Below are 24231 nucleotides of genomic sequence, written 5' to 3'. Positions count from 1 at the left end.
TAGCCTACTCGTCATAAAGCCTGTGGTCATGCGTGCTCACCGCCGGCGCGGTCTTGTGCGGGCTGATGCGCCGCACCGAGGCGCGCACCGCCAGCCGGCCGTGCAGCAGCAGATTGCACGGCGGCGCGTCGGCGCGCAGCATGCGCCGCTGCAGCAGTTGGATCGCCTCGTAGCCCAGCTCATCGCGCGGAACCTGCACCGAGGTCAGCGGCACATCGTGGATTTCCGCCAGGTTGAAGCCGTCGGTGCTCATCACCGAGACGTCGCCCGGCACGCTCAGCCCCCGCTTGTTGAGCGCCTTGACTGCCCCGACCGCCATGTAGTCGCCGCCGGCCAGGATCGCCGTCGGCAGCGGGGAGTGGCCGAGGAGGCCGTCGAGATAGGTGGTCAGCGCCTGCTCGGCCTCTTCGCCGCCGAAGCCCGAGGTGGTGACCAGATGGCGGCCGTCGTCGAACGGCAAATGATGCCGGGCGTAGGCCTGCCGGATGCCCGCCAGCCGCAGCTCCATGGTGTGGCGGCGCAGACACTGCAGGTTGAGGATATGGCTGTGCCCCTGCTGAAACAGGTAGCTGGCGGAATAGTCGCCGATCAGCTGATGATCCGGCGAGACGCTGTCCAGCCGCATCTGCCGATCGGTGCAGTTGATCAGCACGCAGGGCTTGGGCAGATCGGCCGCCAGGGTATGGATGTGTTCGTCGTCGATGCCGATGATCAGCGCCGCTTCGGTGTGCGGATCGCTCATTTTTTCCAGAAACAGCGCGCCGTCGCTGTGCTGCTCTTCCAGGCCGCAGTAACGGATGCGCACCTCGTGCTGCATCAGTGCGGCGGCGATGCCCTGAATGACTTTGTAGTAGAAGATATCGGTGCGCACGTCGAACGCGCGCTGCGGCGCGAACACCATCACATTGTTCAACATCAATCGGCCGCTGGAAATGCCCTGTAGAATGCCGTTTTGCTGCGCGCATTCCAGCACCTTGCGGCGCGCTTCGGCGCTGGTGTTGGCCTTGCCCGCCAGCACGCGGGAAACGGTGCTGATCGACAGCCCGGTTTGGCGGGCGATCTCCTGGATTTTCAGCTTTCCGTTCATTTTGTGATCTCCTTCAAATTCGTCCATGAGAATATTTTCACTGCGGCTTTTCAGCACTTTGACTGGATCCTGCGGCCATTATGACTATTTTTTCACCCGCCTGTGAAAATCTTTGCAAAAAACCCCGTTTCGCTGTGCGTGATCGCTGAGTAGTCTGCATTGGTACACCAATTTTAACGACTTGTCAGTCCAATTTTAACGGTGTGCAAAGAAGAAAACAAAAAATAAATCATGGGGTTGTGATGGACTGCCGGTCTGTTATGCGGGCGTTGGCCTGTGTTCACCGTCCCCTTTTGATAGCGCAATGTACCCTACCAATGCGCGCGTCGTTGTCACGGGCGGCCGCGGGGAGAGAACCGATGAGTGTGGAGATCAATCAGACGGTCGCGCAGAGCGGCCGGCGCAAGTTCAAATCGCTACGCTGGTGGATGCTGGCGCTGTTCTTGTTGGGCGTCACGGTCAACTACATTACCCGCAACTCGCTGGGCATTCTGGCGCCGGAACTGAAAACCAGCCTGAACATGAGCACCGAGCAATATGCCTGGGTGGTGGCGTCGTTCCAGTTGGCCTATACGGTATTTCAGCCGATCTGCGGCTGGCTGATCGACGTCATCGGCCTGAAGATGGGCTTTCTGATCTGCGCGGGCATTTGGGCGGTGGTATGCATGCTGCACGCCGGCGCCGGCAGCTGGCTGCAACTGGCCATTTTGCGCTTCTTCATGGGGGGCGCGGAGGCGGCGGCCACCCCGGCCAACGCCAAGGCGATCTCCGACTGGTTCCCGAAGAAGGAGCGTCCGATCGCCGCCGGCTGGGCGGGCGTCGGTTTCTCCATCGGCGCCATGTTGGCGCCGCCGATCATCGTCATCGCCCACGTCTCCTTCGGCTGGCAGGGCGCGTTCCTGTTCTCGGGCGGGCTGGCGCTGATCTGGGTAGTGCTGTGGTGGCTGTTCTACCACTCGCCCCAGCAGCACCCGAACCTCAGCCAACAAGAGCTGGATCTGATCCGTGAAGACAACGAGCCGGTGCTGCCGAAGCTGCCGTTCTTCACTTCGCTGGCCAGCCTGTGCAAGAACAAGAAATTCTATGGCATCGCCATCCCGGCCTTTCTCGCCGAGCCGGCCTGGGCGGTCTTCAGTTTCTGGGTGCCGCTGTACCTGGCCACCGAACGCGGCATGGATCTGAAGCAGATCGCGATGTTCGCCTGGCTGCCGTTCCTGGCGGCGGATATCGGCAGCGTCGCCAGCGGCTATCTCACCACCCTGTACCGCAAATGGTTCGGCTGCAGCCGCGTCAACTCGGTGGTCGCCAGCTCGGTGACCGGCGCTTTCCTGATGGTGTCGCTGGCGTTCGTGGCGATCACCCAAGATCCCTATGTAGCGATCGCGCTGATCTCGATCGGCGGGTTCGGCCATCAGGTGATCTCCTGCATGCTCAGCGCCCTGGTGGTGGAATCGTTCGATAAAAACCAAATGGCGACGGTCAACGGCATGCGCGGCTCCAGCGCCTGGATCGCCAGCTTCCTGTTCACGCTCCTGATCGGCGCGGTATCCGACACCCTCGGTTTCAACCCGCTGTTTATCGCGATGGGCTTCTTCGATTTGATCGGCGCCCTGTTCTTGATCGCCCTGATCGCCGAGCGCGGCGGTAAGAAAACCCCTTCACACAGCTAAGTGGAATATGTATGAAAACGTTGAAAAATTGGACGCTGGCGGCGCAGCATGCCGACCACGTCGAGCTGCTGGTCGATGAACGCCACCGTTTCTGCCTGTACGTGCTGGAAGACGGTCTGTTCCGCGTGTTGATCAAACGTGAGGGCGAGCTGGCGCTGGATCGCACCTGGAGCATTGCGCCGCAGGAGGATGTGCCCTGGGAGGGGCGCGATCGGCTCAGCGTCGCTGGTTTCAGCCTGCCGGGCTATCAGCTGCGCCGGGAGGGCGATCGGCTGGTGGTCAGCACGCCGCTGCTGCGCGTGACGGTGCATCAGCCGCTGTGGCTGGCGTGGGAGTATTGCAATGCCGCCGGCGAGTGGCGGCCGCTGGCGGCGGATCGGCCGACCAGCGCCTACCTGCTCAACGCGCACGGCGACGGCGTGGCGCATTACCAGCGGCGTTTCGCCGATGAGCGCTATTACGGCCTGGGGGAGAAGGCCGGCGATCTGGAACGCACCGGCCGCCGCTTCGAGATGCGCAACCTGGACGCGATGGGCTACAACGCCGCCAGCACCGATCCGCTGTATAAACACATTCCGTTTACCATCACCCGCGGGCCAGAGGCGAGCTTCGGCCTGTTCTACGACAACCTGAGCAGCTGCTGGCTGGATCTGGGCAACGAGATCGACAACTACCATACGGCCTACCGCCGCTATCAGGCCGAAGCGGGCGATCTGGATTACTACCTGTTCCTCGGGCCGAAGGTTTTGGATGTCACCAAGGCGTTCGTGCGCCTGACCGGCCGCACCCACTTCGGGCCGAAGTGGAGCCTGGGCTACAGCGGTTCGACCATGCACTACACCGACGCGCCGGACGCCCAGCAGCAGCTGCAACAGTTCATTGCGCTGTGCCGTCAACATGCCATCCCCTGCGACTCTTTCCAGCTGTCGTCGGGCTACACCTCGATCAACAACAAACGCTACGTGTTTAACTGGAACTATGACAAGGTGCCGCAGCCCAGGCTGCTCAGCCAGGCGTTTCACGACGCCGGCCTCAAGCTGGCGGCCAACATCAAGCCGTGCCTGCTGCAGGATCATCCGCAGTATCAAGAGGTGGCGGCGCAGGGGCTGTTTATCCGCGATTCGCAAAGCGACGCGCCGGAACGCTCCAGCTTCTGGGACGACGAAGGATCGCACCTCGACTTCACCAATCCGGCGACGGTGCGCTGGTGGCAGCAGGGCGTCACACAGCAGCTGCTGGAGATGGGCATCGATTCGACCTGGAACGACAACAACGAGTACGAAGTGTGGGACGGCGAAGCGCGCTGCCACGGCTTTGGACGGCCGATCGCCATCAAACATCTCCGCCCGGTGATGCCGCTGCTGATGATGCGCGCCTCGATGGAGGCCCAGTTGCGCTTTGCGCCGCAGCGGCGGCCGTACCTGATCTCGCGCTCCGGCTGCGCCGGCATGCAGCGCTACGTGCAGACCTGGAGCGGCGATAATCGCACCAGCTGGCAGACGCTGCGCTACAACATTCGCATGGGGTTGGGCATGAGCCTGTCCGGGTTGTATAACCTCGGCCACGACGTCGGTGGCTTCTCCGGTGACAAGCCGGACGCGGAGCTGCTGGTGCGCTGGGTACAAAACGGCGTGATGCACCCGCGTTTCACCATCCACTCCTGGAATGACGACGCCACGGTCAACGAACCCTGGATGTACCCGGCCGCCACCCCGGCGGTGCGCGAGGCGATCAACCTGCGTTACCGGCTGCTGCCGTATTTCTACACGCTGCTGTGGCAGGCCTGCGCCGACGACGAGCCGATGCTGCGCCCGACTTTTCTCGATCACGAACAGGATGCGCGCACCTTTGGCGAAAACGACGACTTTCTGATCGGCCGCGATCTGCTGGTGGCCAGCGTGGTGGAGCCGGGGCAACGTCGCCGTTCGGTGTATCTGCCGGATAACGGCGAAGGCTGGTACTGCTTCTACAGCGGCCAGTGGTTCGGCGGCGGCCAGACGGTGACGCTGGCGGCGCCGTTGGAGCGTCTGCCGCTGCTGGTGCGCGCCGGGGCGGCGCTGCCGCTGTCGCAGCGGTTGGCGCATGTGGACGTGGCCGCCGACGATCGGCGCGAGCTGCGGCTGTTTCCGCTCAAGGGCGGCGGGGCGAGCGGCGGGCTGCTGTTTGAGGACGACGGCGAAAGCGACGGCTGGCGGCAGGGCGATGCGCTGTGGCTGCGCTGGGAAATGCGCTGCGACCATCAGCGCATCATGCTGGATATCACGACGGAAGGGCATTTCCGCCCGGCCTGGCGCACGCTGACGCTCAGCCTGCCGGAAGGCGAAACGCGCGCGCTGTGGGTGAACGGTGAACCCGGCGAGCGTTTTACGCTGGAGTAGGGCTTACTCGGCCGCGCGCTTCTTGCGCGGCTTTTTGGCGACGGTGATGGTTTTCACCTCGCTTTCCACCCAGCCATCCTGCAGGCGGGTTTTCAGCAGTTCGCCGACCTGCGCCTGTTTGGTGGTTTTCAGCAGCTCGCCGCGCGGAGTTTGCGTCACGCTGTAGCCGCGCGCCAGCGTCGCCAGCGGGCTGACGGTCTCCAGCTGGCTGCAGGCCACGCCGAAACGCTGGCGGTAGGCGTTGAGCTGGCGCTCCATCGCCTGCTGCAGACGGTATTCCTGCTGCTGCACGCGCTGTTGGTAGCGGTGAATGCGGCCCTGCGGCTGCACCTGCGCCAGCCGCTGCTGGACGCGTTCGCTGCGGCGGGCGGCCAGGCGCAGCTGCTGCTGCATGCCGTCTTCCATTCGGCGCTGCAGCCTGAACAGCAGCGTCTGCTGGCGCGCCAGGCGCAGATGCGGATGCTGCTGCTGTAAACGGTGATGAATGCGGGTGAACTGCTGCTGACGCTGCGCCAGGTAGTAATCCATCGCCATCTCCAGCCGCTGCTGCTGCGACTGCAGCTGGCGCAACAGCTCGAGCTGATTGCGGCTCACCAGTTCGGCGGCGGCGGAAGGGGTCGGCGCGCGCAGGTCGGCGACGAAGTCGGCGATGGTGACGTCGGTTTCATGGCCGACGGCGCTGACGATCGGAATGCGGCTGGCGAAGATCGCCCGCGCCACGCGTTCGTCGTTGAAGCTCCACAGATCCTCCAGCGAACCGCCGCCGCGGCCGACGATCAGCACATCGCATTCATCGCGGCGGTTGGCGGTCTCGATGGCGCGCACGATCTGCATCGGCGCTTCCGCGCCCTGCACCGAGGTGGGGTAGATGACGATCGGCAGCGACGGATCGCGCCGCTGCAATACCTGCAGGATATCGTGCAGCGCCGCGCCGCTGGCGGAGGTGATCACCCCGACGCGTTTGGCCGGTGCGGGCAGCGGCTGCTTGAACTGCTGATCGAACAGCCCTTCGGCGCTCAGGCGCTGTTTCAACTGCTCGAACTGTTGCTGCAGCAGGCCGTCGCCGGCGGGCTGCATGCTCTCGGCGATCAGCTGGTAGTCGCCGCGCGGTTCATACAGCGTGATGCTGGCGCGCACCAGGACCTGCTGGCCGTTTTGCGGCCGGAAGGTGACGCGGCGATTGCTGTTGCGGAACATCGCGCAGCGCACCTGGGCGCGGTCGTCTTTCAGCGTGAAATACCAGTGGCCGGAGGCGGGCTGGGAGAGGTTGGAGATCTCGGCGGAGAGCCAAATCTGCCCCATTTCCATTTCCAGCAGTTGGCGAACCGTCTGATTCAGGCGGCTTACGGTAAAAATGGAAGGCGAAACAGGTAGCGACATGTGACCCAGATCAAATTTCAAAACAATCACTTAATTGGTCGATACTACATGGCTGAAAAAGGTAATCAAGACTTTTTGTAAGAAAGTGCTGGAGGCAACCGATTCCGCTCTGTATAATGCCGCGGCAATATTTTATCTTTTTCACAGCCCACCCTGGTGAGATATTGCCCATGCTACGTATCGCTAAAGAAGCTCTGACGTTTGACGACGTCCTCCTGGTTCCAGCCCACTCCACGGTTCTGCCTAACACCGCAGAGCTCGGCACTCAACTGACCAAAACCATCCGCCTGAACATCCCTATGCTGTCCGCAGCCATGGATACCGTTACCGAATCCGGCCTGGCCATCGCGCTGGCGCAGGAAGGCGGCCTGGGCTTCATCCACAAAAACATGTCCATCGAGCGCCAGGCTGAAGAAGTCAGCCGCGTGAAAAAACATGAAAGCGGCGTAGTCACCGACCCGCAGACCGTTACCCCGGCCACCACGCTGCAGGAAGTGAAAGAGCTGACCGCGCGCAACGGCTTCGCCGGTTATCCGGTCGTCACCGAAGACAACGAGCTGGTCGGCATCATTACCGGCCGCGACGTGCGCTTCGTGACCGATCTGACTCAGCCGGTGACTGCGGTGATGACGCCGAAAGATCGCCTGGTCACCGTGAAAGAAGGTGAAGCGCGCGACGTGGTGCTGCAGAAGATGCACGAAAAGCGCGTAGAAAAAGCGCTGGTGGTGGACGACAGCTTCCACCTGCTGGGCATGATCACCGTTAAAGACTTCCAGAAAGCGGAACGTAAGCCGAACGCCTGTAAAGACGAACACGGCCGTCTGCGCGTGGGCGCGGCGGTCGGCGCCGGCGCCGGCAACGAAGAGCGCGTTGATGCGCTGGTGGCGGCAGGCGTTGACGTCCTGCTGATCGACTCCTCGCACGGCCACTCCGAAGGCGTGTTGCAGCGCATCCGCGAAACCCGCGCCAAATACCCGGATCTGCAGATCGTCGGCGGCAACGTCGCGACCGCAGCGGGCGCCAAAGCGCTGGCTGAAGCCGGCGTGAGCGCGGTGAAAGTGGGTATCGGCCCTGGCTCCATCTGTACCACCCGCATCGTGACCGGCGTAGGCGTACCGCAGATCACCGCCATCGCCGACGCGGTGGAAGCGCTGGAAGGCACCGGCATTCCGGTTATCGCCGACGGCGGCATCCGCTTCTCCGGCGATATCGCCAAAGCGATCGCCGCGGGCGCCTCTTGCGTGATGGTCGGCTCCATGCTGGCGGGCACCGAAGAATCTCCGGGCGAAATCGAGCTGTATCAGGGTCGCTCGTTCAAATCTTACCGCGGCATGGGCTCGCTGGGCGCAATGTCCAAAGGCTCTTCCGACCGTTACTTCCAGACCGATAACGCCGCCGACAAACTGGTGCCGGAAGGTATCGAAGGCCGCGTGGCCTATAAAGGCATGCTGAAAGCCATCGTGCACCAGCAGATGGGCGGCCTGCGCTCCTGCATGGGCCTGACCGGCTGCGCCACCATCGACGATCTGCGCACCAAGGCGGAGTTCGTGCGCATCAGCGGTGCCGGCATTCAGGAAAGCCACGTGCACGACGTGACCATCACCAAAGAGTCGCCGAACTACCGCATGGGCTGATGCCTTAACCTCTCCTGAGTGAGAGGCCGGGGTGGGGCGCTAAGCCCCATCCCGAAAACATACATTTTCGCTCTTTTTCTCTTGTTGCTGGAATTCGCCTCACATGACACAAAATATCCATAAGCATCGCATCCTCATACTGGACTTCGGTTCGCAATACACCCAACTGGTCGCCCGCCGCGTGCGCGAAATCGGCGTTTACTGCGAACTGTGGGCCTGGGACGTTAGCGAAGAGCAGATCCGCGAATTCAACCCAAGCGGCATCATCCTGTCCGGCGGCCCGGAAAGCACCACCGAAGCCGGCAGCCCGCGCGCCCCTGACTACGTGTTCAACGCCGGCGTGCCGGTGCTGGGCGTGTGCTACGGCATGCAGACCATGGCGATGCAGCTGGGTGGCCATGTGCAGGGCTCCAACGAACGCGAGTTCGGCTACGCGCAGGTGGAAATCGTCAACGAGAGCGCGCTGCTGCGCGACATCGAAGACGCCATCAGCCCGGCCGGCAAACCGCTGCTGGACGTGTGGATGAGCCACGGCGACAAAGTGACCGCGATCCCGTCCGACTTCGTGACCGTCGCCAGCACCGATACCTGCCCGTTCGCCATTATGGCCAACGAAGAAAAACGTTTCTACGGCGTGCAGTTCCACCCGGAAGTGACCCACACCCGCCAGGGCCAGCGCATGCTGGAGCGCTTCGTACTGGACATCTGCCAGTGTGAGGCCCTGTGGACGCCGGCGACCATCATCGAAGATGCGGTTGAGCGCATCCGCGAGCAGGTGGGTGAGGACCACGTGATCCTCGGCCTGTCCGGCGGCGTTGACTCCTCCGTGACCGCGATGCTGCTGCACCGCGCCATCGGCAAGCGTCTGACCTGCGTGTTCGTCGACAACGGCCTGCTGCGCTTGAACGAAGCCAAGCAGGTGATGGAAATGTTCGGCGACCACTTCGGCCTGAACATCGTGCACGTCGAGGCGGAAAACCGCTTCCTGACCGCGCTGGCGGGCGTCGACGAGCCGGAAGCCAAGCGTAAAATCATCGGCCGCGTGTTCGTTGAAGTGTTCGACGAAGAAGCCTGCAAGCAAGAGCAGGTGAAATGGCTGGCGCAGGGCACCATCTACCCGGACGTAATTGAATCCGCCGCTTCCGCCACCGGCAAAGCGCACGTGATCAAGTCGCACCACAACGTGGGCGGCCTGCCGAAAGAGATGAAGCTGGGCCTGGTCGAGCCGCTGAAAGAGCTGTTCAAAGACGAAGTGCGCAAAATTGGCCTGGAACTGGGCCTGCCGTACGACATGCTGTACCGTCACCCGTTCCCGGGCCCGGGTCTGGGCGTGCGCGTGCTGGGCGAAGTGAAGAAAGAGTACTGCGATCTGCTGCGCCGCGCCGATGCCATCTTCATCGAAGAGCTGCACAAAGCCGACCTGTACAACAAAGTCAGCCAGGCGTTCACCGTGTTCCTGCCGGTGCGCTCGGTCGGCGTGATGGGCGACGGCCGCAAATACGACTGGGTGGTCTCCTTGCGTGCGGTGGAAACCATCGACTTCATGACCGCGCACTGGGCGCATCTGCCGTATGACTTCCTCGGCCGCGTGTCCAACCGCATCATCAACGAAGTGGACGGCATCTCCCGCGTGGTGTACGACATCAGCGGCAAGCCGCCGGCGACGATCGAGTGGGAGTAATCCCTCGTGCGGCGTAGGCTGGCGTCAGTGATCGCACATGAGAACCAAACCCGCTTAACGGCGGGTTTTTTTATGCCCGATGTTTGGCTCCCTGTGCCGTAGACGGCCTCCGATCCGCAAGAGGGCTGGGTTGAGAGTGGCGCGAATGGAGAGGACAGCCCGCACGGAGCCGCCTGCGCTTTGCTTACGGCTCATTTTTTGAGGCGCGGCGTTTTCCATCTCGGCTTTGCGCCTATCTGCAGAACGGTATTCTGCAACCACGCGCACTTCGCCGGTGCGATGATGTCGTCGGATAACGGGGCTTTATTCACCGTATCCGCCGGGCCGCGGCATAATGAATTGCCGCATTGAGGCGCGTCGACTCATCGGCATCGGGCGATGGCGTAGCTAATTAATCCTCTGCGAAAATAAAAGGACTCCGTGCGCCCTTTTATGGGATTTTTCTGAAAGACTTGGTCTGACGAATAAATATATCAGAAGGATGCGATGAATTAGTCTATTTCTTATTTTATAAATCTTTCCTTCTGTTTTTATTGAGGAAATCAGCGGTTTTATTGTATTTAATAACCCTTCTCAAGGGCGATTCCTACGTTTTATCGGCATTCATTGCTTGGAGTTGAAATTCTAATTATATGATTTATCTTGTTTTTTAATTATTGTCGTAACATAAAGTGCGAACTGTGTAATTATCTGGCATTTGATATTTTCTAAGCTATCTACATAGGCTACTCTAAATGTAAGGGTATTAAAATGCACCGCCGAGAGGGAGGCAAACGATTTATCAACGAATGCCAGGATATGCTTTCTTTTGACTGCTTAGTTGCACAACGTCAGGATGGATATTGGTCAAGATGAAAGAGACAGGAAAAGCCTTCACCAGGGAAAAGCTTTATAAGAATTATACCAATAACGTCATAAGGAGGATGTCTACCCAAAAAGAAGTATCTCTTTGTCAATCAATTATAAAAGGTTTATCGTTTTTCACATTCTAATCCTAATTGCATGATTGCGGCAGCGCTTTGTTTTTCATTTTAATGGATAAAAGCCCAATGAGCAGGTTGTCTGAGGGTGGGTTTTGTTAGGGCATGGATGTCATTATGAGTTACCAGCATAGTATTGTGGTCGAGCTAGTTAATTTGATCGAGATGAATATACAGCATGATCTCTCGATAGAAAAGTTATCGGATTTGTCTGGTTATTCGAAATGGCACTTGCAAAGAATGTTTCAGCGTTATACGGGAATGAAAATAGCGACGTATATCAGAAATAGGCGTCTGAGCAAGTCTGCCGTCATGCTCAAACAGTCTGATTTAAAAGTATTGGAAGTGGCTACTGCTATCGGCTTTAGCTCCCAGCAGGCTTTTAGCCGCGCCTTTCAACGTTTTTTCGGTGAAAGCCCAAAGGACTTTAGAACGAGCCAGGAATGGGACTTTTCCAAACATCTCCCTCCCTTTTTAATACAAAATCCGTCAGCATATCATTTTATCGAAATGCCCAAGAACATATACCTGCTTAAGGGATATAAGTTTTTTCTCTATCATTCAATGAATGCTTCCAGCTCTGGAGGAGAGGAACGACAGAAATACGGCAGCCGCACAGGGAAAAATACCGATACGTCAATGCGCACGGTAAAGTTGGCTTCATCCGGTTGGGAAGTAACACTCAGCAAAGGGTACTACGAGACACGCAATCTGACGTTGATAAGAGGGCAGTATTTATTGTTCGAGTTTAACGGCAGGTTGAACGAATATCTGGTTTTTTTTGACAGCATCTATGACGCCTATCTTCCTTTGCTTGGCGTGCGAATAAGAAACGGCTTTTTAATTGAGTTGCATAAAGAAAAGAATTTTCAATACGCGGAAATTAACGTCAAGGTGTTGATTTATATTGGCAAGTCTTGACGCTATTCGGGCAGTAAAACAGAGGGATTATCCCAAGGAAAAGGAGGTGCTTATCAGGGTGATTAATTAGCGCTTGGGCTGTTGCCGTTTTTATCTCTATCTATTTTAATTTTAAAAGGAAGTCAGTTATGACTGGTTCTAGTTTGAACACGTTCCCTGTGGGCTATGAGTATGTCAATTTTGTTAATTGGTCAAAAGAAATCTCCGGCAATCATATTCTGACCTGCTATCCAAAAAATACGGATGAGCTCTTGGCCGTAATTAACTGGGCGCATGAGAATAAATATTGCGTGCGTCCGGTTGGCATCAAGCACAACTGGTCCCCGCTCGTTATTGCAAACGGGGAGGATAATAGCAATGTCGTGCTGATCGACCTCACCAGAAAATTCAAAAACATCTCAATCAATAAAGTGGGAGAGCATGGATACGTCACCGCGCAAACGGGGGTGACAATGCAGGCTTTGCTCACTGAATTAGAAAAAAAGAAACTCGGCTTTTACGCGACGCCGGCGCCTGGCGATCTGACCCTGGGCGGCGTGCTTGCCATCGGCGGCCATGGAACCTGCATCCCGGCAAAAGATGAGCCTCTGGCTGAGTTTGCCAGCTTTGGTTCCGTGAGCAATAGCGTGGTGTCGCTAAAAGCTGTCGTCTGGGATCAGGCGCGGTCGAAGTATGAATTAAAGGAGTTTACGCGTGATAATGCGGAGAGCTCGGCATTCCTGGTGCATGTCGGCCGGGCTTTTATCAGCGAAGTGACGCTGCAGGTGCCGCGCAACCGGCGTTTACGCTGTCAAAGTTATGTTAATGTCACCGCGGCGGATCTTTTTTCCACTGCAAGCACGACAAAAAATACCTTCAGCCATTTCTTGGATCTGTGCGGGCGCGTTGAAGTCATTTGGTTCCCGTTCACGGAAAAACCATGGCTGAAAGTGTGGAAGCAAGAAGACAGCTTCCCAAAAGTGTCAAAACCGGTTAATGGTCCATTTAACTATCCGTTCTCGGATAATTTGCCGGTTAAAATTTCCGATATCATTAAAAAAATCAATAATGGCCACCCGGAGCTGACCCCGACACTCGGCAAGGCGCAGATGGAGTTGGTCAGCATTGGTTTAGGGGCCACCGTGTCGGCGGATCTGTGGGGGTGGAGCAAGGATCTGCTGTTGTATGTGAAGCCGACAACGCTGCGCGTGACGGCCAATGGTTACGCGATAATCACGAAGCGGAGCAATATTCAAAACGTATTGCACGATTTCACGAAAAAATATGAAGAAATGGTGGCCGATTACCAGCGCAAGAATTCATTTCCGATGAATGGCCCGATTGAAATTCGCGTCACCGGATTGGACAGTGCAAAAGAGAGCGCGGTGGCCAATGCCATTGCTCCCGATCTTTCGGCTATTCGTCCCGTTGAATCCCATCCGGAATGGGATGTCGCGATCTGGTTGGATATTCTGACCATGCCCGATACGCCGGATGCCAATAAATTCTACAGTGAAATGGAAAAATGGATTTTTAGCCACTATGCGGGCGACTATGCGACGGTTCGCGTAGAGTGGAGTAAAGGCTGGGGTTATACGTCACAGGCCGCGTGGCAGGATAAAACCGTACTCGAAGAAAACATTCCGCACAGCTTTAATGCCGGGGCAGGGAACAATGACAGTTGGAATCATGCCTGCAACGTGCTGAATAAGTACGATCCGCACAACGTGTTCTCCTCTCCATTGACCAAAGCGGTTTTCAAACAGAAGAGTTAGTGAGTGCGTAATTGAAATAACCACCTGATTGGGCAGGTGGTTAGCATCATTAACCTTTCAGAGGGAGCCGCTTGTTTTCAAGCACCCCATTCTTTCTCGTAATGATATTCGATACGGCTTGCATCCCCGCCCAGCAGGGAGCCTACGGCTGCAACGCTTTTAAATGCCGCATAGCCAAGCGAGTCCGCGACATTATGAACGGCGCCCAAGCCAAAACCGATCGCGTTGAACCCTTGGCCTACGGAAGAGATCAATCGGGTATTAAGCGCATCATTGGCCAATTTTACGGTATCAATGATAACATCGCCGGCAAATCCTGATACAAAGCTTGCCGTATCGGAAATAATCCCCGCACCAGAAACGATTTCGATCTCTGCAGTATTTAGCTCTTTCATAGTAAATCCTTTCAACTTTATCCCTATACCTCAGGAACGAAACGTAAAGCGTTTCGCCGCTTAATTCTCGCAGCCTTTGTGAATGACGGCTTGATGAGAATACGCTTAGATTAAAGAGGTCGGCGTTGAAATATGCAACTCATAACGCTGTAGCTAATATTAGGGTCGCACTTTTTGTGACGTTTCAGCAGTTTTGTGTTTTTTTAAGATTATTATTACTTGTGGGTTTTGCCAACAAAGACTAAATCTAAATAAGCGCCGTGTTGGGCCAGGGAAAAGATAAAAATGAACGGTGTCGTTATATATGGAGAGGTCAGAATTTGTTTAGGGAAGAGGCCTTATCGCACAGTCGTTCTAAATGGGCAGGAAAAGCATTGTTAATTGCAGGGTTGCCGGCCTGGGTCATCGCGGGCATTTCACTTTCATTCGTTTCTGTGCTGATCATTTTCGTGACCTATGGCGGTTATACCCGGCGTATCAGCGTGGGCGGAGAGGTTACGACGCTGCCAAGATCGGTCAACATATTTGCTACTCAGCAGGGATTCATTGCACAACGCTTTGTCAATGTGGGCGATCAGGTAAAAAAAGGGCAGCATCTTTATCAGATAGACGTCAGCAGGGTGACGGATTCCGGCACCGTCAGCGCAAGCACGCGGCAGGCGATAGAAAATCAACTGGCGCAGGTCGATAGCATCATCGCTAAATTGGAGGCGAACAAGAAAACGACCCTGGTCAATCTGCAAGCGCAGATTGACCAATATAAACTGGCGCACAGCCAGTCCAAACAGATGGTCGAGAATTCACGCAACGGCGTTAACTTCATGCGCGAAACCATGAAAAATTACGATGAGTATCGCAGTAAGGGGCTCATTAATCGGGATCAGCTGAATAACCAGGTTTACCTCTACTATCAGCAGCAGAGTACGTTCCACAGTCTCTATAACCAAAGCATTCAAGAGTCTTTGCAGATAACTAACCTGAATAGCGATCTCGCGACAAGAGCATCCGATTTCGATAATCAAATCTCACAATATCAATTTCAGCGCAATGATCTCCTACGGCAGCTGGCCGAAGCGGATGCCAGCGGCTCGTTGATTGTCAATGCGCCGGCGGACGGGCGCGTTGAATCGCTCAGCGTGACGCCTGGGCAAATGGTCAATACGGGAGACAGCCTGGCGCAATTAATCCCCAGTAATCATGCCATCTATTATTTGGTTTTATGGTTGCCCAACAGCAGCGTGCCTTACGTGAGCCGAGGCGATCACATCAACGTTCGCTATGACGCCTTCCCGTATGAAAAATTTGGTCAGTTTCCCGGCGTGATCGAAAGCATCGCTTATGTTCCCGCATCGATTCAGGAAATGTCCACTTACAGCAGTTCGCCAACTCGACAATCGGCTGAACTGGTTGAGTCGTACTACAAAGTGCTGGTGGCTATCGATAACACGCAATTCGGCTATCAGGGAAAGAAGCTGAACCTTTCAAGCGGCATGAAGGCGCAAGCCACGCTTTTCCTGGAGAAAAGACCCATCTACCAATGGATGTTCGCGCCATTTTATGACATGAAAAACAGTGTGTCGGGGCCACTTCGTGAATAAAGTTTATGAGAATATCGTTGGCAAGCTGAACCTGTCGCTCAGAAGAAAAGTGCCGCAGGTCTTGCAAACGGAGGCCGCCGAATGCGGGCTGGCCAGTTTAGCGATGGTGTGCGGCTATTACGGCATGCACATCGATATGCTGTCGATGCGCCAGAAGTTTGATATCTCGGCCCGCGGCGCCACCCTGAGCTCGCTGATCGCGATCGCCGAGAATCTCAATTTGAAAACGCGGGCTCTATCCTTGAGCCTGGATGAGATTCACCAGGTGAAAAGGCCCTGCATATTGCACTGGGATATGAATCACTTTGTGGTCCTGGTCAACATTCGCGGTGGACGGATAACCCTGCACGATCCGGCATTTGGCCGCCGGGTTATCGGCCTGCAGGAGTTTTCCCTTCATTTTACCGGAATCGCTTTAGAGGTATGGCCAAGCAGTGAATTCACGCCTGTGGTGCAGAAAAATCGCCTGCACTTTAGGAAACTGCTCAGCAATGTCACCGGTCTTAAAAGCGCGCTGGTAAAAATTTTCGCGCTGTCGCTGGTCATTGAGGCCGTCAACCTGCTGATGCCCGTCGGGACTCAGTTGGTGATGGACCACGTCATCCAGGCCGGCGACCATAATTTATTGGTCATTATTTGCGTCGGTTTACTGTTTTTTATCTTGTTCCGCACCTGCGTTTCGATGTTTCGCTCGTGGATCTCCATCGTGATGGGCGCGCTTATCGATATACAGTGGAAATCAGGGCTGTTTGATCATCTGATGAAGCTCCCGCTTGCCTATTTTGAAAAGCGCAAGCTGGGTGATATTCAATCGCGCTTTGGCTCGTTGGACGCCATTCGCACCACGTTTACCACCAGTATCGTTTCCAGCATCATTGATGGCATCATGTCGGTCGGCGTATTTATCATGATGTTCATGTACGGTGGCTGGCTGGTGTGGGTAGCCTCCGGCTTTACGGTCTTATATGTTCTGCTGCGCCTTTCGACCTATCGCTATTATCGGCAAGCGTCCGAGGAGCAATTGGTGAAGTCGGCGAAAGCCAGCTCACATTTTATGGAGACGCTGTACAGCATCGCGACGCTGAAGTCGTTGGGGTTGGCGGGAACGCGTTCGCAGTTCTGGTTAAATTTAAATATCGATACGGCAAACGCCAATATTCGGGTGACGAAGCTCGATATGTTCTTTGGCGGCGTGAATGCGTTTCTTGCGGCCTGCGATCAAATCGTTATCTTGTGGTTGGGCGCGTCTTTAGTGATCGACAGTCAAATGACATTAGGCATGTTTGTCGCTTTTAATGCCTATCGGGGGCAATTCTCCGATCGCGCGTCAAATCTTATCGATATGGTCATTCGGCTGCGAATGCTGAATTTGCATAATGAAAGGCTGGCGGACATCGTGCTTTCTACGACAGAGGAAGAAAAGCCCTATCGCAAGATATGCAATCCCAACGAGGCGGTGACTTTTGAAGTGCGCGATCTGCTTTATCAATATGATAGCCTTTCGCGCCCAGTGATCCCCGGACTCAGCCTGCAGATCGCGGCGGGAGAAAGCGTGGCGATCGTCGGGCCTTCAGGCGTCGGCAAAACCACGTTGATGAAGCTGATGTGCGGGCTGTTGGAACCGACGGAAGGGCGTTTGTTTATCAACGGCATTAACATTCATGATATCGGCATTAATAATTATCGGGAGTGCATCGCATGTGTATTGCAAGAAGATAAACTGCTTGCCGGTTCAATTGCCGAGAACATATGCAGTTTTGATGCTCATCCCGATACGGAATTTATCGTTGAATGCGCCAAGCATTGCAATATTCACGACGATATTATGAAAATGCCGATGGGATATGAAACGTTGGTGGGCGAATTGGGGGGGAGCCTTTCCGGCGGGCAAAAACAGCGGGTGCTTATCGCCCGCGCGTTATATCGAAGGCCCAGTATTCTGTTTATGGACGAAGCCACCAGTCATTTGGATCTGGACAATGAAAAAAGGGTGAACGAAGCCATATCCTCGTTGAAAATGACCCGCGTTATCATTGCTCATCGGCCATCGACGATTGCATCGGCAGATCGGGTAATTACTTTGCAGCCTGTAAATGCAATGGCGTAATTGTTTGATGAAATATAAAATTTTATATTTATTTCATCTTTAATTAAGATTTTCGTTATTGAGTTAATTTATCGAGCACCTTATACCTAAAGCGTGAACCGACGGTTCATAAAAAGCAGTCTTTTTTAATTGATTCTTTTTAGTGAATGGAGATGAAAAATGAGAGAATTAAACTCAACAGAAGTTCAGCAGGTGAACGGCGCAACGATTGGCCTGGGTCTGGCTATTATCGGCAAGGTTGTTAACAGCTGGGGAAACGCGTGGAATAATGCCTGGGGCGGTTGCACGCCAAAACCGCCGGTATGTAAACCTGAGCCGCCGGTCTGCAAACCAGAACCGCCTAAATGCGATTAATCGTATTTAGATAACGCCACGTAAAATGCGGCAGGCTTAATGTTTTATTCATTGAGCCTGTCTTATTGCTGGCGGATAACCTGCGCCATCTGTGTAGTTAACTTGCCCCCCACTGCGTCAACAGCGCATGCAGCCTGGCCGGTTCCAGCGGCTTGCGCAGCACCAGATAGCCTTCCTGCTCGGCCTCTTGCAGAACTTGCGAATTGAACTCGCCGCTGACCATGGCGCCACTCACGTCCGGCAGGCGTTCGAACAACGCTTTGAGGATGTCGAAACCGCTCTCGCCGGAGCGCAGGCGTTGATCGCACAGCACGGCGAACGGCGTAAAGCCGTCGTCGACGATGGCGAAGGCTTCCTCGGCGGAGGCCGCGCAGCGCACGGTGATGCCCCAGGTGCTCATCAGGCTTTCCCAGGCGGAGGTCACCAAAGGATCGTCGTCCACCACCAGGCAGGATCCCCGCAGCGGCGCGTAGCGGGTGGGCGTGGCGGTGTTGTCGTACGTCGCCGCGATCTCCGGCGCTTTGTCTTCGCCGAGGTATTGCGCAAAGCGCATCCAGAAGCGCGAGCCTTTGCCTTCGACGGAGTGCATGCCGTACTCCACCTTCATCAGCTTGGCGCAGCGCGCTACTACTGCCAACCCCAGCCCGTGCCCGGCGCTGTCTATCTTCCACGCCAGCTCGGGGCGGTAGTAAGGGGAGAAGATTTTGCTTTTCTCTTCGTCGGCGATGCCTACGCCGGTATCCCACACTTCCACCAGGCACTCGGCGCCGCGCGGGCGGATGGCGATCAGTACGCCGCCCCGTTGCGTGTAGCGCAGGGCATTTTGGATCAGATTGATCAGCGATTGCCGCACCAGCAGCGGATCGCCCATCACGCAGATGCGCCGCCTGGGCCGCCAGGTGCGCAGCGCCAGCGAGCGGCTGTTGGCCTCTTCGCGGAACAGGGTGATCACTGAGTCGAGCAGTGCGCCGATATCCACATGGGTGGCGGCGGTGCGCACGTTGCCGGATTCGATCTTGCTGAGATCAAGCAGCGAATTGAACATCAGATGCACCGAGCGCACGCTCTGCTGCAGATCCAGCAGCTGCGGCGTCAGGCTGTCGTCCCGGTTTTTGTGGATGATGGCTTCGATCAGAAAACCCATGGCGTGCACCGGTTGGCGCAGATCGTGGCTGGCGGTGGTCAGGAACTGGTTCTTGTCCAACAGCGCCTGTTCCGCCTCTTCTTTGGCCTGGCGGAACTGTTCCGCCAGGCGCGAACTTTGCTCTTCGAGCAGCGCTTGCTGAATAAAGAACGCATGTGAGGTTAACGCGTGGCGATAAATGGCGAAACCGTACAGCAAGTTCAGCATCAGCACGATGAACATCACGTCTTCCAGCCGCCAGATGATGCCGAGGTTCAGCAGCCCCCAGGAGGCGAAGAAAAAACGCGTAAAGGTGCTGATGACGGGCGTCAGGTGCGTTGCGTTGGCGGCGACGATCGCGGCGATGCTGATATTGAGCAGCAGGAAAAAGTCAAAGTTATGGGTCTGCGGCGTAATTAAATAGAGTGATGAGATCCCCAACCCGTGAATAAACGCCACCTTATTAATGCGCGGCAGCCAGCGGCGCAGCACGGCGTCTTCATCATTTTCTTTGGCCTCATGCAGGTAGCGGCGGTGCCATATTCGGATCGCCACGGCGCATAGCAGGTAAACGATGATCCAGGTAATGGTTGGGCCGAGTTCATCACCCAGCAAATAAATCCAGATGGCGAACGGGATGCCGACGAAAGGCACGGCGGTGAAACTGAATACCAGCCGCATGAAGGTGTTGTCCAGCAGGCGGATCTGCGCGCGTGGGGAGATACCATCATTTTGTAAATTCTGGAAAAACCTCATGATGACGGATCCCGTTTGCCGTGCAACAGCGTGATGGCTTCCACCCGGCTGTTGACGCCGATCTTTTTCAATATATTGCTGATATGTTCTTTGACGGTAGGTTCGGAAATAGAGAGCTGCGTCGCGATTCTTTTATTTGGCAGGCCGCGCAACATCATAGTTAATACGTCGATTTGTCTCGGCGTTAAATTGAATTTATTTAAATGGTCATGGCTGCTTTTAATAGCGGATTCATTTCCTTCCGGGAACCACTCCTGATTATTGTTTAGCGCAAAAACCGCCCTGGCGAATAATTCAGGTGGCTCGTTTTTTAATACGAATCCGTGCCCGCCGGCATTGTGCACTTTCTGCCAGATATCGTTATTCTCGTCGCCGCTAACCACCAAGATCCGCACCTGAGGATAAAGTTGCTTTACTTCTTTGAGTAATTTCAACGCCGTACCGGAAGAGAGCCAAAAATCGATCACCAGTAAACGTGGCGGGCCGTTTTCCCTAATATGACGGTAGCAATTCTCTTCTGTGGTCACCACATGCGCCTGTTTGAATCGGCAATGCGTGCTGAGAAAATTAGCGATGCCGCTTGCTACCAATGGATGGTCATCAACGACCAACGCATAATCCTGCCCCAAAGGATTCTCCTTTCGCCTTCAAATATCAGATAGGTCTGATGAGTTATTATCAACCCTCCCTACTTTAGGAGGGTTTTTTCGTTTAGGAAAGGGAAATATATTATTCGAGGATTTGGATAAGAGAAAACATAAAGCCAATCGGTAATTTTAACTGATTGGTTATAAAGGATAATTTATGAAGAAACCACTTATCGCTTTAACCGTTACGATGATGATAGCCGGTTGTTCCACCCTGAAAACCGATCAGGCCATTCCGCTGCTGCAGGCGGAAACCGCTAAAATGCTGGGCCTGGGTTCATCGGACGAAATTACCGTGACCAATGTCAATGGCGCGCAGCCGGATGCGCTGGGCGGCCAAAAACTTTCTTATCGCGCCACCACGGAAAAAGGCCGAATTTTCGATTGTTCATCGCTGATGATGCCGGGAATTTTAGGCTCCTCGCCGTCGCTGAGCGCGCCGACCTGTACACCGGTAGTCACCCATAAATAATTCGCTTTGGAGGCGGTATTGCCGCTTCCTGGTTTTCCATCGTCGGAGCGCCAGCGCCGGGGGGCAATAAGCTTTTGCTTCGACGATCAATAAACCTGCGTGCGCGGAATAACGCCTCATACCTCCTCTAGCGCATTGAGTTTTCTTATAACAATACATTCCTCGACATCACGCTAACGAGTACGGAGATAGCCCGTGAATGACACGACATCGCATTCTTTAGCGGTTAAAACACCGCTTTCCAAACTTTACCTCGCTCTATTTTCCGCGCCGCTGTTGATGCTGGCGCCCGCCGATATCGCTCGCGCAGACGATGCCATTTTTGACGGCGACTCAAAAATTACCGAATCATTGGCCTACACCGGGGACGTTTACGTCGGCCGTAACCAAAGCGGCAACCTGCTGATCGAGAATGGCAAGATCAGCGCCTATAACATCAATATCGGCCGGATGTTCAACGGCCAAATTCATGACAGCGTAGTCACGGTCCGCGGGCCGAACGCCGAGCTGAATGCGGTGAACGATCAGTTCGTGCTGCGCGGCGGCCTCAATCTGGGGCGGGGCACTTTGCGGGTTGAAGACGGTGCGCTGGCCAGCGCGAAAGAGATCGTGGTCGGCACCAGCCGTGGCTATGACAGCCACCTTATCGCCACCGGCGCCGGTTCTCGCGTTACCAGCAATTTTCTCAGCGTCGGCACCGATCTGGGGGCACGTTCCACGCTGGCGATTGAAGACGGCGCGGTGCTGAACACCGCCTTTGACGCACGCATCGGCAATGGCAGCGGGCCGGGTGAGACCGATACGCTGAGCCCGAAAGCCACGGTCAAGGGGGCCAATTCCCAGTGGAACGTCGGCCGTGCGCTCACGCTCTACGGCGATCTGGACGTGCTGAACGGCGCTGCGGTCAACGTCGGTAATATTCAGGTGGCGGGCGTCTCGGGCGCGCGTAAAACCGCCGAGCTGACGATCGCCGGCAACGGCTCACGGTTTACCAGCGGCAGCAGCGTCAACGTTGGCGATTACGGCAATGGCGTGTTGGCGGTCATGGACGGCGGGACATTCTCCGCCGGCGGCAACGAAGTGGTGCTGGGCAAGACCGGTTCCGGCTCGAACCGCGGCGCGCTGATTATCGGCAGCCGCGGCAATATGGACACCGGCACCGGGTTGACCGAACCGACGCTCGGCGCGGCGGGCGCCGCTGGCGCCATCGATGCCCAGACGGCGATCGCCCTGCGGGGCGGATTGTTCCGCAGCTATGTGTACTTTAACCATACCGACGGCAATTACGTTTTCAGCAACAAGATGAGCGGCGAAGGCGAGGTGATCAACAGCGCCGGGCACACGACGCTGAACGGCGATCTCTCTGAGCTGCAGGCGAACGTCACCGCGCGCGGCGGCAAGCTCATCATCGCCAGCGACATCAATACCCAGAAAGAAGACGACATCTTCGAGATCCAAACCCTCGGCGCCGAGAACGGCGGCACGCTGATCCTTAACGCGACGGCGGGCACCGACGTCAATAACGGGCTGGGCTACAGCAGCGCCGCGTCGATCAAGGCCGGCGGCACGCTGGGCGGCAACGGCACGCTGGGCCAGACCGAGATCCAGTCCGGCGGCCATATCTCGCCCGGCGACGGCAATATCGGCACGCTGACGCTGAAACGCTACCTGAACTTTATCGGCGAATCCTTCTATGACGTCGATATCGCCGGCGACGGCCGCAGCGATCAACTGCTGGTGGCGGGCAAAACCACCATCAGCGATCGGGCCAAGGTGCAGGTTACGGCGCTGGATCCGCAAACCAGCTATAAAACCGGCCAAAGCTACCGCATTCTGACCTCGGACGGCGGTATTGACGGCCAGTTCGCGTCGGCGGTCTCCAAGTCTGCCTTCCTCGATGTGGCGTTAAAACACAGTGCCAACGCCGTGGATCTGACCATCGCGCAGAAAGACACCGGCGGTGAAAACCCGGGCGGTGAGAATCCGGGTGGGGAAAATCCAGGTGGTGAGAATCCGGGCGGAGAAAACCCTGGCGGTGAGAATCCAGGGGGCGAGAATCCGGGCGGAGAAAACCCAGGCGGGGAAAATCCGGGGGGCGAGAATCCAGGCAGCGGCAAGCCGGGCATTTTCCAAACGGTGGCCGAGAGCGGCAACCAGTGGAATACCGCCGGCGCGCTCTCCACGCTGGCGCAGCGCGGTCCTTCACTGGCGCTATACAACTCGCTGCTGCTGCTGAGCGCGCCGGAAGCGCGCGAGGCGTTCAATCAGCTGTCCGGCGAAGTCTATCCGTCGATGCAGTCTAACCTGATCGCCGGCAGCACCCAGCTGTTCAACGTGCTGAACCAGCGCATGCTGCGCCTGTTCGACAATGACAGCCTGCCGATACCGCCGTTGGCGATGTCGCTGGTGCAACCGGCGCAGGCGCAAAACAGCGGCGTCTGGGGCCAGACCTTCAGTTCCTGGGGCAGGAACAGCGGCAACGGCAACGTGGGCAAGCTGGATGGCAACACCACCGGCTTCCTGTTGGGGGCGGATCGCAAGCTGGCGGACCATAACGTGCGCATCGGCGGTTACTTCGGTTACAGCCGCGGCGATTATGACGTCGACAGCCGCCGCTCCAAGGCCGATACCGACAACTACCACCTCGGCCTGTATGCGGCCGGGCAACAGGATGCGTTCTCGCTGCGCGGCGCGCTGGGTTACACCTGGCACAAGATTGAAGGCAAGCGCAACGTCGATTTCAGCGGCTTCTCGGATCGGCTGAAGTCGGATTATGACGCGAACTCGCTGCTGGCATTCACCCAAGCGGGTTACCGTTTCGGCCAGCCGGAGATGAACGTCGAACCGTTCATCAACCTGAGCTACATCCGCCTGCATACCGACAGCTTCCAGGAGTCGGGTGGCGCGGCGGCGCTGAGCGTGCGCAATGAAACGATGGACACCTTCTACTCCACGCTCGGGGTGCGCGGCGTGACCGAACTGCCGAAGAACGTCAGCCTTTACGGCTCGCTCGGCTGGCAACATGCCTACGGCGATAAGAACACCTCATCGCGCATGGCGTTTGCCGGCAGCGACGCGTTCGTTACTCAGGGCCAGGCCGTGGATGACAACGTGATGGTGGGCGATATCGGCGTGAGCGTGAAGCTGTCGCGCGCTGCGACGTTGGATGTTGGCTATCAGGGGCAATTCGGCGCCGATACCCGCGTCAATTCGGTCAACGCCAACCTGCGCTGGTCGTTCTGATTTTTCCTCTAGACTTCTCTGGTACTTTCAGGCCCGCTTGATGCGGGCCTT

16 protein-coding genes are annotated in these 24231 nt (G+C 56.5%); 11 read left to right on the top strand and 5 right to left on the bottom strand.

Annotation, left to right across the window (positions count from 1 at the left end):
• Positions 1-4: 4 nt before the first annotated feature.
• A complete protein-coding gene (locus ACJ8PE_RS13440) occupies positions 5-1087 on the bottom strand; it encodes a LacI family DNA-binding transcriptional regulator (protein WP_170852837.1) in 1083 nt (360 codons plus the stop codon).
• Between the two features lie 359 nt (positions 1088-1446).
• On the opposite strand from ACJ8PE_RS13440, the gene ACJ8PE_RS13435 reads away from it, so the two are divergent.
• Together ACJ8PE_RS13435 and ACJ8PE_RS13430 are read left to right on the top strand one after the other, a co-directional pair.
• A complete protein-coding gene (locus tag ACJ8PE_RS13435) occupies positions 1447-2757 on the top strand; it encodes an MFS transporter (protein WP_033651564.1) in 1311 nt (436 codons plus the stop codon).
• Positions 2758-2768: 11 nt separating this feature from the next.
• On the top strand, positions 2769-5135 hold the full coding sequence (locus ACJ8PE_RS13430; RefSeq protein ID WP_404769063.1) for a glycoside hydrolase family 31 protein: 2367 nt from the start codon (positions 2769-2771) through the stop codon (positions 5133-5135).
• A 3-nt stretch (positions 5136-5138) separates the two neighbouring features.
• Here the strand turns inward: ACJ8PE_RS13430 and xseA are convergent, their stop codons facing one another.
• The gene (gene xseA / locus ACJ8PE_RS13425) at positions 5139-6515 is read right to left on the bottom strand and encodes an exodeoxyribonuclease VII large subunit (protein ID WP_197793383.1); all 1377 of its coding nucleotides are present in this window, start codon (positions 6513-6515) and stop codon (positions 5139-5141) included.
• 170 nt (positions 6516-6685) lie between these two features.
• Here xseA and guaB point away from each other — a divergent pair, with 170 nt between their 5' ends.
• The 4 genes from guaB (at position 6686) to ACJ8PE_RS13405 (ending at position 13485) form a co-directional block, all read left to right on the top strand.
• Positions 6686-8149, top strand: coding sequence for an IMP dehydrogenase (guaB, locus tag ACJ8PE_RS13420; RefSeq protein ID WP_004941460.1), 1464 nt, complete (start codon positions 6686-6688; stop codon positions 8147-8149).
• A 103-nt stretch (positions 8150-8252) separates the two neighbouring features.
• Positions 8253-9830 carry a glutamine-hydrolyzing GMP synthase gene (gene guaA / locus ACJ8PE_RS13415; RefSeq protein WP_021504498.1) on the top strand — a complete coding sequence of 526 codons (1578 nt, stop codon included), beginning with the start codon at positions 8253-8255 and terminating at the stop codon, positions 9828-9830.
• Between the two features lie 1097 nt (positions 9831-10927).
• A complete protein-coding gene (locus tag ACJ8PE_RS13410; RefSeq protein ID WP_033644341.1) occupies positions 10928-11731 on the top strand; it encodes a helix-turn-helix domain-containing protein in 804 nt (267 codons plus the stop codon).
• Between the two features lie 128 nt (positions 11732-11859).
• On the top strand, positions 11860-13485 hold the full coding sequence (locus tag ACJ8PE_RS13405; RefSeq protein WP_232099432.1) for a cholesterol oxidase substrate-binding domain-containing protein: 1626 nt from the start codon (positions 11860-11862) through the stop codon (positions 13483-13485).
• A gap of 77 nt (positions 13486-13562) precedes the next feature.
• On the opposite strand, the gene ACJ8PE_RS13400 is transcribed toward ACJ8PE_RS13405, so the two are convergent.
• Positions 13563-13880 (bottom strand): hypothetical protein, encoded by a 318-nt coding sequence (locus ACJ8PE_RS13400; protein WP_079007635.1) that lies wholly within the window; start codon positions 13878-13880, stop codon positions 13563-13565.
• 320 nt (positions 13881-14200) lie between these two features.
• Here ACJ8PE_RS13400 and ACJ8PE_RS13395 point away from each other — a divergent pair, with 320 nt between their 5' ends.
• The 3 genes from ACJ8PE_RS13395 (at position 14201) to ACJ8PE_RS13385 (ending at position 17939) form a co-directional block, all read left to right on the top strand.
• Positions 14201-15478: an HlyD family secretion protein gene (locus tag ACJ8PE_RS13395; RefSeq protein WP_033644082.1), complete on the top strand. Its 1278-nt coding sequence runs from the start codon at positions 14201-14203 to the stop codon at positions 15476-15478.
• On the top strand, positions 15471-17585 hold the full coding sequence (locus tag ACJ8PE_RS13390; RefSeq protein WP_033644081.1) for a peptidase domain-containing ABC transporter: 2115 nt from the start codon (positions 15471-15473) through the stop codon (positions 17583-17585). Before ACJ8PE_RS13395 ends, ACJ8PE_RS13390 begins: the two co-directional genes overlap by 8 nt.
• A 159-nt stretch (positions 17586-17744) precedes the next feature.
• A complete protein-coding gene (locus ACJ8PE_RS13385; protein WP_127897174.1) occupies positions 17745-17939 on the top strand; it encodes a hypothetical protein in 195 nt (64 codons plus the stop codon).
• A gap of 97 nt (positions 17940-18036) precedes the next feature.
• Here the strand turns inward: ACJ8PE_RS13385 and ACJ8PE_RS13380 are convergent, their stop codons facing one another.
• Both ACJ8PE_RS13380 and ACJ8PE_RS13375 read right to left on the bottom strand, forming a co-directional pair.
• Positions 18037-19818, bottom strand: coding sequence for a hybrid sensor histidine kinase/response regulator (locus ACJ8PE_RS13380; RefSeq protein ID WP_197793393.1), 1782 nt, complete (start codon positions 19816-19818; stop codon positions 18037-18039).
• A complete protein-coding gene (locus ACJ8PE_RS13375) occupies positions 19815-20447 on the bottom strand; it encodes a response regulator transcription factor (protein ID WP_197760236.1) in 633 nt (210 codons plus the stop codon). Before ACJ8PE_RS13375 ends, ACJ8PE_RS13380 begins: the two co-directional genes overlap by 4 nt.
• A 175-nt stretch (positions 20448-20622) precedes the next feature.
• Here ACJ8PE_RS13375 and ACJ8PE_RS13370 point away from each other — a divergent pair, with 175 nt between their 5' ends.
• The gene (locus ACJ8PE_RS13370) at positions 20623-20937 is read left to right on the top strand and encodes a hypothetical protein (RefSeq protein WP_025303891.1); all 315 of its coding nucleotides are present in this window, start codon (positions 20623-20625) and stop codon (positions 20935-20937) included.
• Positions 20938-21132: 195 nt separating this feature from the next.
• Positions 21133-24180 carry an autotransporter outer membrane beta-barrel domain-containing protein gene (locus ACJ8PE_RS13365; protein ID WP_197793394.1) on the top strand — a complete coding sequence of 1016 codons (3048 nt, stop codon included), beginning with the start codon at positions 21133-21135 and terminating at the stop codon, positions 24178-24180.
• The last annotated feature ends 51 nt before the right edge of the window (positions 24181-24231 follow it).

Origin of the sequence: Serratia sp. CY74737 (genome assembly GCF_052166775.1) — a bacterium.
Classification (GTDB): Bacteria; Pseudomonadota; Gammaproteobacteria; order Enterobacterales; family Enterobacteriaceae; genus Serratia; species Serratia ureilytica.
This window is presented reverse-complemented; position numbering and strand designations above follow the sequence as displayed.

Bases quoted from the DNA above. Each gene is read 5' to 3' on its own strand.
- ACJ8PE_RS13440 (WP_170852837.1), bottom strand. From the start codon at position 1,087: ATGAACGGAAAGCTGAAAATCCAGGAGATCGCCCGCCAAACCGGGCTG.
- ACJ8PE_RS13435 (WP_033651564.1), top strand. From the start codon at position 1,447: ATGAGTGTGGAGATCAATCAGACGGTCGCGCAGAGCGGCCGGCGCAAG.
- ACJ8PE_RS13430 (WP_404769063.1), top strand. From the start codon at position 2,769: ATGAAAACGTTGAAAAATTGGACGCTGGCGGCGCAGCATGCCGACCAC.
- xseA (WP_197793383.1), bottom strand. From the start codon at position 6,515: ATGTCGCTACCTGTTTCGCCTTCCATTTTTACCGTAAGCCGCCTGAAT.
- guaB (WP_004941460.1), top strand. From the start codon at position 6,686: ATGCTACGTATCGCTAAAGAAGCTCTGACGTTTGACGACGTCCTCCTG.
- guaA (WP_021504498.1), top strand. From the start codon at position 8,253: ATGACACAAAATATCCATAAGCATCGCATCCTCATACTGGACTTCGGT.
- ACJ8PE_RS13410 (WP_033644341.1), top strand. From the start codon at position 10,928: ATGAGTTACCAGCATAGTATTGTGGTCGAGCTAGTTAATTTGATCGAG.
- ACJ8PE_RS13405 (WP_232099432.1), top strand. From the start codon at position 11,860: ATGACTGGTTCTAGTTTGAACACGTTCCCTGTGGGCTATGAGTATGTC.
- ACJ8PE_RS13400 (WP_079007635.1), bottom strand. From the start codon at position 13,880: ATGAAAGAGCTAAATACTGCAGAGATCGAAATCGTTTCTGGTGCGGGG.
- ACJ8PE_RS13385 (WP_127897174.1), top strand. From the start codon at position 17,745: ATGAGAGAATTAAACTCAACAGAAGTTCAGCAGGTGAACGGCGCAACG.
- ACJ8PE_RS13380 (WP_197793393.1), bottom strand. From the start codon at position 19,818: ATGAGGTTTTTCCAGAATTTACAAAATGATGGTATCTCCCCACGCGCG.
- ACJ8PE_RS13370 (WP_025303891.1), top strand. From the start codon at position 20,623: ATGAAGAAACCACTTATCGCTTTAACCGTTACGATGATGATAGCCGGT.